The 14,590-nt window shown below is 76.3% G+C and carries 16 protein-coding genes; 8 read left to right on the forward strand and 8 right to left on the reverse strand.

Going from position 1 to position 14,590, the window contains the following annotated elements:
* Positions 1-113 precede the first annotated feature (113 nt).
* Together ACFPBZ_RS07165 and ACFPBZ_RS07170 are read right to left on the reverse strand one after the other, a co-directional pair.
* Entirely contained in the window at positions 114-1,301 is a 1,188-nt protein-coding gene (locus ACFPBZ_RS07165; protein ID WP_378035328.1) for an acyl-CoA dehydrogenase family protein, read from the reverse strand.
* Positions 1,298-2,314, reverse strand: coding sequence for an alpha/beta fold hydrolase (locus ACFPBZ_RS07170; protein WP_378035329.1), 1,017 nt, complete (start codon positions 2,312-2,314; stop codon positions 1,298-1,300). The genes ACFPBZ_RS07165 and ACFPBZ_RS07170 overlap by 4 nt, the downstream gene beginning before the upstream one ends.
* 111 nt (positions 2,315-2,425) lie before the next feature.
* Here ACFPBZ_RS07170 and ACFPBZ_RS07175 point away from each other — a divergent pair, with 111 nt between their 5' ends.
* A complete protein-coding gene (locus tag ACFPBZ_RS07175; RefSeq protein ID WP_378035330.1) occupies positions 2,426-3,355 on the forward strand; it encodes an AraC-like ligand-binding domain-containing protein in 930 nt (309 codons plus the stop codon).
* Positions 3,356-3,358: 3 nt separating this feature from the next.
* Here ACFPBZ_RS07175 and ACFPBZ_RS07180 read toward each other — a convergent pair whose 3' ends face one another.
* Positions 3,359-3,553 (reverse strand): hypothetical protein, encoded by a 195-nt coding sequence (locus tag ACFPBZ_RS07180; RefSeq protein ID WP_378035331.1) that lies wholly within the window; start codon positions 3,551-3,553, stop codon positions 3,359-3,361.
* A 59-nt stretch (positions 3,554-3,612) separates the two neighbouring features.
* On the opposite strand from ACFPBZ_RS07180, the gene ligD reads away from it, so the two are divergent.
* Positions 3,613-4,617, forward strand: a complete 1,005-nt coding sequence (gene ligD, locus ACFPBZ_RS07185; protein ID WP_378035332.1) for a non-homologous end-joining DNA ligase — start codon at positions 3,613-3,615, stop codon at positions 4,615-4,617.
* Positions 4,618-4,664: 47 nt separating this feature from the next.
* On the opposite strand, the gene ACFPBZ_RS07190 is transcribed toward ligD, so the two are convergent.
* The 5 genes from ACFPBZ_RS07190 to ACFPBZ_RS07210 all read right to left on the reverse strand — a co-directional run bounded on the left by ACFPBZ_RS07190 (position 4,665) and on the right by ACFPBZ_RS07210 (position 8,933).
* Positions 4,665-5,534, reverse strand: a complete 870-nt coding sequence (locus ACFPBZ_RS07190; RefSeq protein WP_378035333.1) for a DUF1206 domain-containing protein — start codon at positions 5,532-5,534, stop codon at positions 4,665-4,667.
* 80 nt (positions 5,535-5,614) lie between these two features.
* Positions 5,615-6,691 carry an NADH:flavin oxidoreductase/NADH oxidase gene (locus ACFPBZ_RS07195; protein ID WP_378035334.1) on the reverse strand — a complete coding sequence of 359 codons (1,077 nt, stop codon included), beginning with the start codon at positions 6,689-6,691 and terminating at the stop codon, positions 5,615-5,617.
* A gap of 1 nt (position 6,692) precedes the next feature.
* Positions 6,693-7,583, reverse strand: coding sequence for a glycosyltransferase family 9 protein (locus ACFPBZ_RS07200; RefSeq protein ID WP_378035335.1), 891 nt, complete (start codon positions 7,581-7,583; stop codon positions 6,693-6,695).
* A 16-nt stretch (positions 7,584-7,599) separates the two neighbouring features.
* On the reverse strand, positions 7,600-8,340 hold the full coding sequence (locus tag ACFPBZ_RS07205; protein WP_378035347.1) for an RNA polymerase sigma factor SigF: 741 nt from the start codon (positions 8,338-8,340) through the stop codon (positions 7,600-7,602).
* 152 nt (positions 8,341-8,492) lie between these two features.
* The gene (locus ACFPBZ_RS07210) at positions 8,493-8,933 is read right to left on the reverse strand and encodes an ATP-binding protein (RefSeq protein WP_378035336.1); all 441 of its coding nucleotides are present in this window, start codon (positions 8,931-8,933) and stop codon (positions 8,493-8,495) included.
* 224 nt (positions 8,934-9,157) lie between these two features.
* Here ACFPBZ_RS07210 and ACFPBZ_RS07215 point away from each other — a divergent pair, with 224 nt between their 5' ends.
* The 6 genes from ACFPBZ_RS07215 to ACFPBZ_RS07240 all read left to right on the forward strand — a co-directional run.
* The gene (locus ACFPBZ_RS07215) at positions 9,158-9,679 is read left to right on the forward strand and encodes a D-glycero-alpha-D-manno-heptose-1,7-bisphosphate 7-phosphatase (RefSeq protein ID WP_378035337.1); all 522 of its coding nucleotides are present in this window, start codon (positions 9,158-9,160) and stop codon (positions 9,677-9,679) included.
* A complete protein-coding gene (locus tag ACFPBZ_RS07220) occupies positions 9,676-10,743 on the forward strand; it encodes a glycosyltransferase family 9 protein (RefSeq protein ID WP_378035338.1) in 1,068 nt (355 codons plus the stop codon). Before ACFPBZ_RS07215 ends, ACFPBZ_RS07220 begins: the two co-directional genes overlap by 4 nt.
* Positions 10,744-10,834: 91 nt before the next feature.
* On the forward strand, positions 10,835-11,827 hold the full coding sequence (locus tag ACFPBZ_RS07225) for a glycosyltransferase (RefSeq protein WP_378035348.1): 993 nt from the start codon (positions 10,835-10,837) through the stop codon (positions 11,825-11,827).
* A 189-nt stretch (positions 11,828-12,016) separates the two neighbouring features.
* Positions 12,017-13,279 (forward strand): glycosyltransferase, encoded by a 1,263-nt coding sequence (locus ACFPBZ_RS07230; RefSeq protein WP_378035339.1) that lies wholly within the window; start codon positions 12,017-12,019, stop codon positions 13,277-13,279.
* Positions 13,280-13,284: 5 nt separating this feature from the next.
* Positions 13,285-13,875 carry a D-sedoheptulose-7-phosphate isomerase gene (locus ACFPBZ_RS07235; RefSeq protein WP_378035340.1) on the forward strand — a complete coding sequence of 197 codons (591 nt, stop codon included), beginning with the start codon at positions 13,285-13,287 and terminating at the stop codon, positions 13,873-13,875.
* Positions 13,872-14,590 (forward strand): PfkB family carbohydrate kinase (locus ACFPBZ_RS07240; protein WP_378035341.1); only part of this gene is annotated, 719 nt, incomplete at its 3' end. The genes ACFPBZ_RS07235 and ACFPBZ_RS07240, both read left to right, overlap by 4 nt.

The following is a 14,590-nucleotide window of genomic DNA, read 5'->3' on the forward strand; positions in this document are numbered from 1 at the left end:
GAGGATCGTGGCACGGCTCACCCGTCTGCGCTACGCCGACGTCACCACTCGTCGCCACACGGACACCGTCCGTCTTTTCGTCTCGCGGACGTGCGCAACCCGGTTGCCTGCACTCACCCGACGAGGTCGAGGAAGACCCAGTGCGCGTCGGGCGCGAGGCCGGCGAGCCGACGACCGCAGCCCTGGCGCACGCCCGGGCCGGACGTGACGTGCTGGGTGCCGCCGTGCAGGTCGCGGAACACCCGGTTCAGCGGGCCCTCGCGCAGCGCCGCCGTGCCGGCCCACCGGTAGACGGTCTGCCCGACCTCCTGGGCCGCCGCGGTCGCCTCGTGCAGGGCGAGGCGGGTGAGGGTCTCCTGGTCGGTGGACAGCGGGGTGTCGGTGGCGAGGGTGGCCTCGTTGTCGGCCCAGACCTCGCGGTTGAACGCCGCCGCCGAGCGCATCCGGCCCTCGGCGCGGGCGAACTCGCCGTGGAACTCCGCGGAGTCGACGCCGGCCCCGCCCGGGGTCCCGCTCTTGGCCACCGCGATCGCGCGCATCTCGTCGAGCAGGCGCCGCCCGACGCCCAGCGCCCAGCCGGTGTGGCAGACCCCGGCCATGTTCGCGAGGCCCAGGCGGAAGACGGCCCCGCCGATCAGCGGCTCGGTGGTGGTGGCGACGTAGGTGTGCTCGGCGGGCACGAAGACCTCGTCGAGGTGGTAGTCGATGCTGCCGGTGGCCCGCAGCCCCATGACGTCCCAGTTGTCGACGAGGGTCGCGCGCTCCTTGGGCAGCGTGAACACCAGCGGCATCCCCGTCTCCTCGACGATCGCCGCGGTGTGCACGTGCGTGCAGTGGTGCAGGCCGGAGGCGAACTGCCACGAGCCCGACACGAGGTAGCCGCCGTCGGTGGTGCGGGCGCGGCCCGGCCGAGTGCCCTGGCCGGCCGCGAGGACGCGGTGCGAGGCCCCGTCGTTGAGCTCCGCGACGGCGTCGGCGCCGAGGTAGGCCGCGGTGGTGCTCGCGACCATCTGCAGGGTCATCGCGACCCAGCCGGTCGACGCGTCGGCCCGGGACACCGCGGCGATCGCCTCGATGAGCTGGCTCGGCGAGAACTCCGACCCGCCGAGCTCGGTCGGCATGCCCATGTCGAACACGCCGGCCTCGGTGAGCGTCCGCTCGACCCGCGGGGTGAGCCGGCCGCCGGCCTCGTTGCGCTCCGCCTCCTCGCGGAGCACGGGGTCGATGTCGGCGAGGCGGGCCATCATCTCGTCGAACCGGTCGCTGACGTGCAGGGCGGAACGGTCGAGCTGCTGGGTCATGAGGTCTCCCTGGTGCCGACCACGCCGTCGATCCACTGCTGGACGACGGCGCGGGTCTCGTCGGAGTTGGACTCGTAGGTCAGGGCGTGGCCGTTGCCGGTCACGCCGAACTCGGGCAGGTGCAGGCGGTCGACGGCGGCCCCGGCGACACGCAGGGACTGCTCGACGGCCGGGGCGAAATCGGTGAACATCGAGGCCTCCGCGGTGACCAGCGCGACCGGCAGGTCGGCCAGCGCCGGGATGCGCAGCGTCGACGGGTCGGCCGCGGCGGCCTCCTCGGCGCTCGCGCGGGGCGGGTCGTAGGTCAGCGGGGCGGCGGCCAGGCCCCAGTCGAGGCGGCCGATGCCGGGGAACTCGGCGAACGCGGGCCCGATCGGCTCCACCGCGACGAGCGCGGCTACGAGCTCGGGCCGCCGGTCGGCGAGCAGCCACCCGCAGGGGCCGCCCGCGGAGTGGGTCACGACGACCGCGGGGCCGATGCGGTCGAGGAGGTCGGCCAGCCGGTCGGCGTCCATCCGCTCGGAGGCGGCGAGGTCGGCGGGCAGGTACCCGGCGGAGGCCAGGAGGCGATCCTCCGCGGCCTCGTCGTCGGGATCGAGCGGCCAGCGGGTGTGGTCGGGCCGGTCGGGGTGGAAGAGGAACGCGCAGGTGGCGTAGTCGAACTGCGGTCCGGGCGCGCCCATGAGGTCGGGGTGCGCCGCCGAGCGCCCGTGCCCGGGGCGGTCGACGACGAGCGTCGGGTGCCCGGCCGCGACGAAGCCGGCGGCCCAGCCCGGGCGCCCGTCGGGCGTGCCGAGCCAGTCGGTGCCCTGCCCGCCGCCGCCGTGCACGAGGACGACGGGGAGCCGGCCGGTGTCGGTGGCCGGGGCCTCCCAGGCGACGAACATGGGGCCCTTCTGCCGCACCGCCCCGTCGGCGCCCGTGACCCGCTCGCCCGGCACCCAGAAGTGCCCGTGGCGGGTGGTGGTGGCCTCGGTGGCGGTCCAGGGGGCCGCGGCGACCGTGGTGCTCATGCCGGTCGACGTTAGGTGTGGTCGGGTCTCACCGCTCTCGCTACAGTGCAGGGACCTCTCCGTCCGCTGCACGGACCCGCGGGCGGGGACCACCCGCCTCGAGGTGCGCCGATGCACGAAGAGCCCCGCGACGTCGCGTCGTGGCCCGGTGCGGTCTCCGGGGTCCTCGTGCGCGCCGACTTCGAGTACGACCGGCCCGACCGGTTCCACGGCAGCATCGGCTACCGCCGGCTCGGCCCGGCGTCGCTCATCACGATGTCCTCGCGCCCGCACCGCGCGGTCCGCGAGGCCGCCCACATCGATCCGGCCGAGCCCGCCGAGACGGTGCTCGCGCTGCAGCTCGAAGGCCGCGCGTGGTTCCGCCAGGACGGCCGGACGGCGACGGTCGACCCGGGCGACCTGGTGTTCTACGACTCCAGCCGCCCCGTCGAGATCACCGCGGGGGAGGGCTACCGCACCCTCGCCTTCCGCTTCCCCACGGCGGGCGCGGGCGGCCACCGCCGGACCGACGCGCTGACGGCTACCACCCTGCGCGGCGCCCACGGGCTCGCCCCCGCGGTCGCGGGCCTGCTGACCGGGCTGCACGAGAGCCTGCTGAGCGCCCGACCGGCTCCCCTCGAGGCCACCGCGGGGCACGCCTGCGACATCGCCCGCACGCTGTTCGACGACGAGCTCGCCCGGCGCGGCCTGCTCTCCCCGCCCGACGCGCACGACGAGCTGCGCGCCGCGGTCGACCGCCACGTCGACGAGCACCTCGCCGACCCCGACCTGTCCCCGCGCTCGATCGCCGCCGCGCTGTTCGTCTCGCCCCGCCACCTGCACGCGGTGCTCGCCGAGCAGGGGCGCACCGTCGCCGGGACCATCCGTGCCCGCCGGCTGGAGCACTGCCTGGCCGACCTCGCCGACCCGGCGCAGGCCGTCACCCCGGTCTCGGCGATCGCCCGCCGCCGGGGGTTCACCAACCCCACCCGCTTCGGCCAGCTGGTCCGCGAGCGGACCGGGCGGACGCCGACCGCCTACCGGCGCGCGGCCCTCGGCTGACCCCTACGGGTCGTTGCGGGACATCTTCTCGACGTGGTCCGCGGCGTCGGCGTCCTTCGCGACCCCCTCGACCTGCTGCTTCGTCTGGTCCTGCTCGGACTTCTCGGGGTCGAGGCCCGTGAGGACCTCCTCGGTCTGCTCGTACTCCTGGACGTACTGCTGCTCGAGGTTGGCGGCACGGTCCGATGAGTCGCTCATACCGGCGGGAGTGCCCGTTCTGGAGGCCGTCCACCGCGGCGGGCGGGCACCATGGGCGCGTGGCCCCGCTCGACCTCGCGAACCTCCCGCCCGAGCAGGTCCGCGCCCTGCGCCGGGCCGTCGACGCCGACTTCCGCCCGCCGATGCTCGCGGCGTCGACGAAGGCGGGCGACCCGCCGCCGCCGCGGGAGGGCTGGTCGTTCGAGCGCAAGCTCGACGGGGTCCGCCTCATCGCCACCCGCGAGCGGGGCGAGCGGCCGCGGCTGTGGTCGCGCAACCACAAGCCGGCCGACGCGAGCTATCCCGAGGTGGTCGACGCCCTCGACGAGGCCGGGCCCGACCGCTTCGTCCTCGACGGCGAAGTGGTCGCCGCCGACGGGCGCTTCGGCTCGCTGCAGGCCCGGATGCACCTCAACGATCCGCGTCGCGCCCGCGCCACCGGCGTGGAGATCGAGTGCCACCTGTTCGACCTGCTCGTGCTCGACGACCTCGACGTCACCGGCCTGCCGCTGCGCACCCGCCGCCCGCTGCTCGAGGCGGTCGTCGCGCCCCGGCCCCCGCTGCTGGTGATCTCCCCGCTGCTCGACGGCGACCCGCTGGCCCTGCGCGACGAGGCCTGCGCCGACGGCTGGGAGGGGCTCATCGCCAAGCGCCTCGACGCGCCCTACGTCGGGGGCCGGGGGCACGACTGGCGCAAGCTCAAGTGCGTCCGCGACCAGGAGTTCGTCATCGGCGGCTGGACCGACCCCGCCGGGTCGCGGCAGGTCCTCGGCGCGCTGCTCGTCGGCTACCACGACGACGAGGGCCGGCTGCGGTACGCGGGGAAGGTCGGCACCGGGTTCGACGACGCCGCGCTGCGCCTGCTCCGCAGCACGCTCGACCCCCTCGCGACCCCGACGAACCCGTTCGTCGACGCTCCGCGGGAGCGCGGCCAGAACTTCGTGCGCCCCGAGGTGGTGTGCCAGGTCGGGTTCGGCGAGTGGACCTCCGACGGCCGGCTGCGCCACCCCCGCTACCAGGGGCTGCGTCCGGACAAGGGGGTGCCGGTGGCCCGTGAGCACTAATCCGTGTCGGGACGCGGATTAGTGCTCACGAGGGCTTCGCCCACCCCCTAGGGGTGGCGCGCGTAGGCGTCCAGGCAGCAGTAGACGAAGTAGGCCGCGAAGCCCGCGGCGGCGACCACGAACATCGTCGCGCCGACGGTGTGGGTGGCGATGGTGCGCAGGGCGATGTCGACGCCGCCGATCGCGTCGGGGTCGTCGTCGATCGCGGCGCCGGTCGTCAGGAGCCCGACGACGCCGAAGGTGACGGCGCGGGTCAGGTTCCCCACCGAGCCGGTCCAGAGCGTGAGCGGCCACCGGAACCCGTGGAGCTTCGCGGCGACGAAGTCGCTCATGAACGTGGCGCGGACGCCGGTGTAGGTCATCGAGAAGAACATGACGATCGCGATCAGCCCGACGACGCCGACGGCCCACCGGCCGCCCGGGAACGCGAACACCTCGCGCACCGTCTCCTGGAACGCGTTGCGGCGACCCTGGAGCCGGATCGCGAACTCGCCGGCGATCCAGGCGACCGAGAGCACGCCCAGGGCCTTCGCGCCCGCGCCGAGCCGCTTGCGCCAGCGCTCCCGCGGCGGCGCCCAGAGGAAGCCGACCGCGGCGGCCCGGATCTGCCACACGGCGAAGGCGACGAGGGCGAGCGCGGCGCCGGCGAGCAGCCAGCGCCCGAAGAAGCCGCCGCCGGCGGCGACGAGCGCGACGGCGCCGCGCGGGTCGGCGTACCGCTCGTCGCCGCGGGCCATGGTCGGCCCGAGGGCGGCGATGCGCACGGCGAGGACCGCGATGCCGAGGTGCACCAGGCCGTAGGCGACGAGGCCGACCCGGCCGATCGCCTCGACCCACGCCGGCGCGTCGCGGGGCTCGCGGACGGCCGTGACCCGGGACGCCCCCTCGTCGAGGGGGGAGACGGGCACGGCGGTCATGTCCGCAGTGATACCCGGCTCCGGCACCCCCGGTGCTGTGACACCGCTGTGAGCTGACCCCCACCACCCGTTCCGGGTGGTCACGGCCACCGGGCGGCGCGCGCGTACTGGTCGACCCAGGTGACCTCGTCGTCGACGCCGAGCTCGTGGGCGGCGCGCAGCGGCCAGTGCGGGTCGCGCAGGAAGGCGCGGGCGAGCAGGACGACGTCGGCCTGGCCGGTGGCGACGACCTTCTCGGCCTGGGCGGGATCGGTGATCAGGCCGACGGCGCCGGTGGGCACGCCGGCCTCGGCGCGGATGCGCTCGGCGAACGGGACCTGGTAGCCCGGGCCCACCGGGATGTCGGCCCGCGGGGTGTTGCCCCCGGTGGAGGTGTCGACGAGGTCGATCCCGGCGTCGGCGAGGAGGCGGGCGAGGGCGACCGAGTCGTCGCCGTCCCAGCCGCCGTCGGTCCAGTCGGTGGCCGAGATGCGGGCGAGCACCGGGACGTCGTCGCCGACCTCGGCGCGGACCGCGGCCGCGATCTCGACGGCGAGGCGGGTCCGGTTCTCGAACGACCCGCCGTAGGGGTCGGTGCGGCGGTTCGACAGCGGCGAGAGGAACTGGTGCACGAGGTAGCCGTGCGCGAAGTGGAGCTCCACCAGGTCGAACCCGGCGTCGAGGGCGCGGCGGGCCCCGGCGGCGAACGCGGCGGGCAGGGCGGCGATCTCGTCGTCGCCCATGGCCTGCGGCTCGGCGTAGTCGCCGAACGCCTCCGCCGACGGCGCGACGGGGGTCCAGCCGCCCTCGTCGACCGGGACGGAGCCGGTGCCGTCCCACGGGCGCAGCGTCGAGGCCTTGCGCCCGGCGTGGGCGAGCTGCATGCCCGCGGTGGCCCCCTGCGCGTGCAGGAAGGTGACGACGCGGCGCCAGGCGGCGACCTGCTCGTCGTTCCAGATCCCGGCGTCCTGCGGGGAGATGCGGCCCTCGGGGACCACGGCCGACGCCTCGGTCATCACCAGGCCGGCGCCGCCGGCGGCGAACTGGCCCAGGTGGACCAGGTGCCAGTCGTCCGGGACGCCGTCGGTCGCCGAGTACTGGCACATGGGGGCGACCCAGACGCGGTTGCGGGCGGTGACGCCGCGCAGGGTGATGGGACGGAAGAGCTCGCTGGACACGTCAACCGGCAACGCGGGGCAGCGTCGCGATCTTCCCGAGGACGTCGTCGACGGAGACCGCGAGCAGGGCCGGGTCGGGGTCGTCGGCGAACCGGTCGCCGCGCCGGAGCGCCGCGTCGGTCAGCGTGACGTGGGGGCCGCCCGGCGGCGGGCCCCACTGCTCGGGCCCGACCGGCCCGAACAGGGTCACCGACGGCGTGCCGTAGGCGGTGGCGACGTGGGAGATGCCGGTGTCGCCGCAGACCACGAGCCGGGCGTGCGCGACGAGGGCGCAGAGCTCGGCGATCCCGGTGCGCCCGGCGAGGTCGGTGCCGGGCACGGCGGCGGTGACCGGGGCGTCGTCGGCGCCGCCCGTGACCACCACGCGGTGCCCGGCGTCGGCCAGGGCGCGCGCCACCGCGGCGAAGCGCTCCACGGGCCAGCGCTTCGCCCCGAAGGCGGCGCCGGGGTGCACCACGGTCACGCCGGGGTCGGTCGCGGCCGGGGGCGGCAGGCGCAGGTCGTCGGCCGCCGCGGCGGCCGTGGCCGGGTCGACGAGGCCGGTGGCGGCGAGCAGGTCGCACCAGCGGCGGCGTTCTGGACGATGCGGGTCGTCGGTCCAGGCGGGGCCCGGCCAGCCCGGAGCGTCATGACCGATCCGGCGGACGGGCGCATCGTCGGGAACGAGGGCGTCGAGGCGCTCGTGGCTCTGTGGGCCGCGGCCGTGGAGGTTGACCAGCACGTCCGGCACCGCGCCGTCGTCGGGAACGCCCGCGGGGAACCCGGGCACCTCGTGGACCCAGGCCGGCCCGTGCAGGACCAGTCGGTGGTCGGGGAGGGCCCGGCCGATCAGCCGGAGCGCGGGCACGGCGACCAGCAGGTCGCCGAGCCCGAGGTCGCGCAGGACGTGCACCGACCGCGGCGGAGGCCTAACGGGCGTTCTCCCCGAGTCCCTCCCGCAGCTGCAGCAGCGTCTTGGCCAGGAGGCGGGACACGTGCATCTGCGAGATGCCGACCTCGGCGGCGATCTGCGACTGCGTCATGTTCTTGAAGAACCGCAGCATGATGATCGTGCGCTCCCGCGGGGGGAGCCCGGCGAGCAGCGGCGCCAGCGACTGCTGGTACTCGACCTTCTCCAGCGCCGCGTCGGCCTCGCCGAGGAGGTCGGAGACGGTGCCGGAGTCGGGGTCGTCGACGAGCATCTCGTCGAGCGAGCCCGACCGGTAGGCGTTGGAGGCCTCGAGGGCCTCGAGCACGTCCTCCTTCGACAGGCTCAGGTGCTCGGCGAGCTCCGCCGCGGTCGGCGCTCGCCCGATCGTCTGCGACATGGCCGACATCGCCGAGGACAGCGTGACGTTCAGGTCCTTGAGGCGGCGCGGCACCCGCATCGACCAGGCCTGGTCGCGGAAGTGGCGGCGGACCTCGCCGGTGATCGTCGGGACGGCGTAGGACAGGAAGTCGGTGCCGCGGGCCGGGTCGTACCGGTCGACGGCGTTGATCAGCCCGAGGGTGGCGACCTGCTCGAGGTCCTCCTCGGGCTCGCCGCGCCGGGAGAAGCGCCGGGCGATGTGCTGGGCCACCGGGAGGTGGCCGCGGACCAGCTCGTCGCGCAGCCGGGCTCGGCGGGGGTCGCCCTGCGGGAGCTGGGCGTGCTCGGCCAGCTTCGGCATGAGGTGGTCGTACTCACCCCGCGAGCCGCGGCGGCCGCGCTGCTCGGGGGCGGGCTCGGCGGTGGCGGGGGTCGCCTCGGGGGCGGCCGGGGTGGTGGTGACGGAGTCCTCCGCGGTCTCGGTCGAGGCGAGGGCGTCGGTGTCGCCGGCCGTCACGAAAACTCGGTTCCCAGCCGCCGGACGGACAGGCGCACGGCGAGCCGGAAGGGGTCGCCGGCCTGGCCGGGGGTGGCCGAGAGCATGCGCACGTCGTCGGCGAGCGTGGTGAGGATCCGCCAGCCGAACGAGTCGGTGGGCAGGCGCCCGGGGCCGGCGGTGAGAACGGTGGCGGTCACCGTGATGCGCTCCTCGTCGAGAATGAAGGTGCAGGTGAGGCGGGTGTCGGGGCGGGCCAGCCCCACCAGGGAGGAGCAGGCCTCGTCGACGGCCATCCGCAGGTCGGCGACGGCGTCGAGGGTGAACTCGGCCCGTGCGGCGAGGTCGGCGGCGACGGAGCGCATGGTCACCGAGGCGCGGTCGGTGGCGGGGATGCGGACCTCGACGTCGTCGGGCGGATCGTCGCGGTCGACGACCGGGTGGAAGGGCCGAGCCACGAACACCTCCTCGTCGCACACGGGCGCACCAGATGCCGTCGCACACGACAGATCCGGCGGAGCGCATGATCTCCGCGGCTCGGGTGGCGTCCCGGCCGTCCTCGGTCGCCGGTCGTGTACCCGGGCCCCGGGGGCACAAACCGGGTGGTCCGCCGTCCGGGCGTGGCGGACCCGAACCGCGGCGGGTCGGCGGCGCGCCCGGGGGGTGTGGTGTGCTGCCCGGCGTGCACCCGCCGGCCGCCGTGCTCTTCGACCGGGACGGCACCCTCGTCCACGACGTCCCCTACAACGGTGATCCGGCGCGGGTCGCCGTCGTCGACACCGCGCGCCCGGCGCTCGACCGGCTCCGCCGGGCCGGGATCGGCATCGGGGTGGTGAGCAACCAGTCGGGGGTCGCCCGCGGCCTGCTGACCCCGGAGCAGGTCACCGCGGTCAACGCGCGGGTCGAGGAGCTGCTGGGGCCGATCGGGGTCTGGTCCTGGTGCCCGCACGGCGCCGACGACGGCTGCGCCTGCCGCAAGCCCGCGCCCGGCCTCGTGCTCGACGCCGCCCGCGCGCTCGGCGTCGACCCGGCGACGACCGCGGTCGTCGGCGACATCGGGGCGGACGTCGGCGCGGCCCGGGCCGCCGGGGCGCGCGCCGTGCTCGTCCCCACGCCGGTGACCCGTGCCGAGGAGGTCGCCGACGCCCCGCTCGTGGCGCGCGACCTCCTGCACGCCCTCGACCTGCTGGGGGTCCCGGCGTGAAGGTGCTGGCGGTGCGCCTCGACTCCGACGGCGACGTGCTGCTCACCGGCCCCGCGATCCGCGCGGTCGCGGGGCACGCCGACGAGGTGGTCGCGGTGGTGGGCCCGAAGGGCCGGCAGGCGGCGGCGCTGCTGCCGGGGGTGACCCGCACCGAGGTGTGGCACTGCGGCTGGGTCGACGGCGACGCCCCGCCGGTCGACGACGCGTCGGTGGCCGACGCGGTCGCCCGCCTCGCGGCGCACGGGGCCGACGAGGCCGTCGTGTTCACCTCCTTCCACCAGTCGCCGCTGCCGACCGCGCTGGTGCTGCGCCTCGCCGGCGTCCGGCGGATCACCGGGGCGTCGGTCGACTTCGCGGGCGGGCTCCTCGACGTCCGGGCCCGCCCGGGCCACCCGGACCCGGCGCACCCGGCGCACGACCCCACCGCCGATCTCGACGAGGACCTCCCCGAGCCCGAACGGGCCCTGGCGATCGCCGCGCGGGGCGGGTTCACGCTCCCGCCCGACGACGACGGCCGCCTCCGCGTCGCGACGGGCGGTGCGTCGGGGGAGGCGGCGCAGCTGCTCGCCCGGCACGGCGTGACGGGCCCCTACGTGGTGCTGCACCCCGGGGCCTCCGTCCCGGCGCGGGCGTGGCCGCCGCAGCGGTGCGCCGAGGGCGTGGCGGCGCTCTCCGCCGCCGGGCACCGGGTGCTCGTCACCGGCTCGCCCGGCGAGACCGCGCTGACGGCGGCCGTGGCGGGCACGGCGGGGGTCGACCTCGGCGGCGCGTCGAGCTTCCCCGTGCTCGCGGAGGTGCTGCGGGGCGCCGACGCGGTGGTGGTGGGCAACACCGGGCCGGCCCACCTGGCGGCGGCGGTCGGCACGCCGGTGGTGTCGCTGTTCGCGCCGGTCGTCCCGCCCGAGCGGTGGGCGCCCTACGGCGTGCCCCGGGTGCTGCTGGGCGACCAGGATGCGGCGTGTCGCGGGACGCGTGCCCGGGAATGCCCCGTGCCCGGCCACCCGTGCCTGGCGGGAGTGGCGCCGGAGGACGTCGTGACAGCTGTCACCCGGTTGAAACGGTAACTCTGAGTAGTAGTTGCCCGCGTGGCGTTTATCGTTCCGTGCTCGCTGGGATTCCTTGCCAGTGACTTCCGCTCCTACCACGAGTCCGTCCCTGACGGTGCTGCACTGGCACGTGCACGGCTCGTGGTCCACCGCCTTCGTCCAGGGCCGGCACCGCTACCTGCTGCCGACCCTGCCCGAGCGCGGTCCCTGGGGCGGTGGCCGCCCGGCTGCCTGGACCTGGCCCGATACGGCCGTCGAGTGTTCGCCGGAGCGGCTCGCGGACCTCGCCGACGAGATCGACGTCGTCGTCCTGCAGCGGCCCGAGGAGATCGACCTCGTGGCCCGCTGGACCGGACGGGTGCCCGGCGTCGATCTCCCGGCGGTCTTCCTCGAGCACAACACCCCGCGGGGCGACGCACCCGCCACGCGGCACCCGATGGCGGAGCGTGACGACATCCCGGTCGTCCACGTGACCCACTTCAACGCGCTCATGTGGGACACCGGCCGGGCCCCGGTCCACGTCGTCGAGCACGGGGTGATCGACCCCGGCCACCGGTACACCGGGGAGCTCGAGCGGGCGGCCGTCGTCGTGAACGAGCCCGTGCGCCGCCACCGCGTCACCGGCACCGACCTGCTGGCCGGGTTCGCCGACACCATCGGCCTGGACGTCTTCGGCATCGGCTCCGAGCGGCTGCCCGAGGCGGTCACCCATCCCGGTATCCGCGTCGTCGGCGACCTCCCGCAGTCCCGGATGCACGCCGAGATGGCGAGCCGGCGGCTCTACCTGCACCCGATCCGGTGGACCTCCCTGGGCCTCGCCCTCATCGAGGCGATGATGCTGGGGATGCCCGTCGTCGGGCTGGCCACCGCGGAGGCGGCGGTGTCGGTGCCCGAGGACGCCGGTGTCGTCGCGACCGACCTCGCCGTCCTGCACGAGGCGATCCGCACCTACCTCGCCGATCCCGGGCTCGCCCGCGCCCACGGCGCCCGGGCCCGGGAGATCGCGACGCGGAAGTTCGGGGTGTCCCGGTTCCTCGACGACTGGGACGCCGTGCTCGCCGAGGTCGCCGAGCGCGCACCCGCCACGCCCGTTCCCCTCTAGAGTCCCGTCCGACCCGGCCGGGCATCGTCGCCCTGCGCCCCGACCGACGTCCCTCACGACCCGACGACCTGAGACCACGGTCGTCCGGTTCTCTCTCGACACCGCCGTGCGCCCTCGCGCACCCCGCCCCGCCGCCGGCACGTCCGCGGCGTGCGGGAGCGCGCCCGCACCTGGAGGAGGAAGCACGCCATGCGGATCGCCATGGTCTCCGAGCACGCGAGTCCGCTCGCCGCCTGTCCCGGCCACGCCGGGGCCGGTGGGGTGGGCAGTGTTGACGCCGGCGGGCAGAACATCCACGTCCACGCCCTGGCCACCGCCCTCGCGCGGGCCGGCCACGAGGTCGTCGTGCACACCCGCCGCACCGACCCGTTCTCGCCGCAGCGCGTCCGCATGGGCGACGGCGTCGTCGTCGACCACGTGACCGCCGGCCCGGAAGCCGAGCTGGGCAAGGACGACCTGCTCGAGCACATGGCGGAGTTCGCCGCGGTCCTGCGTGAGCGCTGGGCCGACGAGCGGCCCGACGTGGTGCACGCCCACTTCTGGATGTCGGGGATCGCGGCGCTCGAGGCCGGGCGCGCCCTCGGCGTGCCGGTGGTGCAGACCTTCCACGCGCTCGGCTCGGTCAAGCGCCGCCACCAGGGCGCCGAGGACACCAGCCCGCCCGGGCGCGTCGCCCTCGAGAGCGACCTCGGCGCCTCGGTCGACCGGGTCGTCGCCACCTGCCGCGACGAGGTGGCCGAGCTCGTCGCCCTCGGCGTGCCGGCCGACCGCGTCGACGTGGTGCCCTGCGGCGTCGACATCACGCAGTTCACCCCGCCGATCGGCGGCCGCCCGCCCGGGCCGCCCCGCATCGTCACCGTCTCCCGGCTGGTCCCGCGCAAGGGCGTCGACACCGCCGTCCGCGCGCTCGCCCGGATGCGGGTGCCCGCCGAGCTCGTCGTCGCCGGCGGCCCGGAGGCCGCGCGGCTCGACGACGACGCCGAGGTCGCCCGGCTCCGGGCGCTGGCCCGTGCCGAGGGCGTGGCCGACCGGGTCCGCTTCGTCGGCCGCGTCGGCCCCGCGGGGGTGCCCGACCTGCTGCGCGCCGCCGACGTCGTCACCTGCCTGCCCACCTACGAGCCGTTCGGGCTCGTGCCCCTCGAGGCGATGGCCTGCGGGAAGCCCGTCGTGGCCGCGCGGGTCGGCGGGCTCGCCGACACCGTCCTCGACGGCGTCACCGGCCTGCACGTGCCGCCCGGCGTCCCCGGCGAGGCCGACGCCGCGCTCGACGCGCTGCTCGCCGACCCCGCCCGCGCGGCCGAGATGGGCCGCGCCGGTCGCGCCCGCGTGTGCGCCGACTACGCCTGGGACCGCGTCGCCGCGGCCACCGCGGAGGTCTACCGCGGGGTGGTCGCCGAGGCGTCCGGCCCCGCCGACACGGCGGTCCCCGCCGGGATGGCGGTGCGCTCGTGAGCCCCATGACCAGGGTCACCGACCCCCACCTCGTCGTCGGGGGCCACCTCGACGACCTGATCGTCACCCTCGACGCCGTCCGCGCCCACGCGCCGGTCTTCGCGGCCTGGGGGAGCGAGCTCGCGTCCCGCCTCTCGGCCGGACGCCGGCTGCTCGCGGCCGGCAACGGCGGCAGCGCCGCCGAGGCCCAGCACCTCACCGCCGAGCTCGTCGGGCGCTACCGCGGCGAGCGCGAGCCGCTCTCCGCGCTCGCGCTGCACGCCGACACCTCGACGATCACCGCGCTCGGCAACGACTACGGCTTCGTCGAGATCTTCGCCCGCCAGGTGCGCGCCCACGGGCGGCCCGGCGACATCCTCATGCTGCTCTCCACCAGCGGGTCGAGCGAGAACCTGCTCGCGGCCGCCGAGGTCGCGCGGGCGCTCGGGGTCACGGTCTGGTCGATCACCGGCCCCGGCCCCAACCCGCTCTCGATCGCCAGCGACGAGGCCATCTGCCTGCCCGGCGTCACGCCGTCGGTGCAGGAGGCGCAGCTCGTCGCGGTCCACCTGCTCTGCGAGATGGTCGACACGACCCTCGGGAGGTCCGTCCGATGACTGCGAAGGCCCCCCTGGTGGTGGTCGGCGACGCCCTGCTCGACGTCGACGTCGACGGCAGCGCCACCCGCCTCTGCCCCGACGCGCCCGTCCCGGTGCTCGACACCCACGACGAGCGCGCCCGCCCCGGCGGCGCCGGGCTCGCGGCGCTGCTCGCCGCGGTCTCCGGGTCGCGGCCGGTCACCCTGATCACCCCGCTCGGCCCCGACGACGGCTCGGCGCGGCTGCGGGAGCTCCTCGCGCCGGTCGAGGTGATCGGGCTCCCGACGAGCGGCGCGGTGCCGGTGAAGACCCGCGTGCTCGCGGGCACCCGCCCGCTCGTCCGCCTCGACTCCGGTGGGCTCGGCGTGGGCCCCTGGGACCTCACCGACGCGGCCGCCGCCCTCGAGGGCGCCGCCGGCGTGCTGGTCTCGGACTACGGGCGCGGCGCCACCGCTGACCCCGCCCTGCGCGAGCTGCTCACCGCCGCCGCGCGGCGGGTCCCGGTGGTCTGGGACCCGCACCCCCGCGGCGCGGCCCCGGTCCCCGGCGCCGCCCTGGTCACCCCCAACCTCGCCGAGGCCGGCGCGTCGGCGGGGGAGTGGCTCTCGTCCGCCTCCGCCGCCGCGGCGACCCTGCGCGAGCGCTGGTCGGCCGAGGCCGTCGTCGTCACCGCGGGCGCCCACGGCGCCGTGCTGCGCTCCGCGGCCGGCGTCGGCGTCGTGCCCGCCCACGG

It is taken from the genome of Actinomycetospora atypica (genome assembly GCF_042653685.1).
In the GTDB taxonomy this organism is placed as follows: Bacteria; Actinomycetota; Actinomycetes; order Mycobacteriales; family Pseudonocardiaceae; genus Actinomycetospora; species Actinomycetospora atypica.

Coding starts and splice junctions, on each gene's coding strand:
- ACFPBZ_RS07235 (WP_378035340.1), top strand. CDS start 13,285: ATGACCAGGGTCACCGACCCCCACCTCGTCGTCGGGGGCCACCTCGAC.
- ACFPBZ_RS07165 (WP_378035328.1), bottom strand. CDS start 1,301: ATGACCCAGCAGCTCGACCGTTCCGCCCTGCACGTCAGCGACCGGTTC.
- ACFPBZ_RS07230 (WP_378035339.1), top strand. CDS start 12,017: ATGCGGATCGCCATGGTCTCCGAGCACGCGAGTCCGCTCGCCGCCTGT.
- ACFPBZ_RS07190 (WP_378035333.1), bottom strand. CDS start 5,534: ATGACCGCCGTGCCCGTCTCCCCCCTCGACGAGGGGGCGTCCCGGGTC.
- ACFPBZ_RS07180 (WP_378035331.1), bottom strand. CDS start 3,553: ATGAGCGACTCATCGGACCGTGCCGCCAACCTCGAGCAGCAGTACGTC.
- ACFPBZ_RS07175 (WP_378035330.1), top strand. CDS start 2,426: ATGCACGAAGAGCCCCGCGACGTCGCGTCGTGGCCCGGTGCGGTCTCC.
- ACFPBZ_RS07205 (WP_378035347.1), bottom strand. CDS start 8,340: ATGCCGAAGCTGGCCGAGCACGCCCAGCTCCCGCAGGGCGACCCCCGC.
- ACFPBZ_RS07170 (WP_378035329.1), bottom strand. CDS start 2,314: ATGAGCACCACGGTCGCCGCGGCCCCCTGGACCGCCACCGAGGCCACC.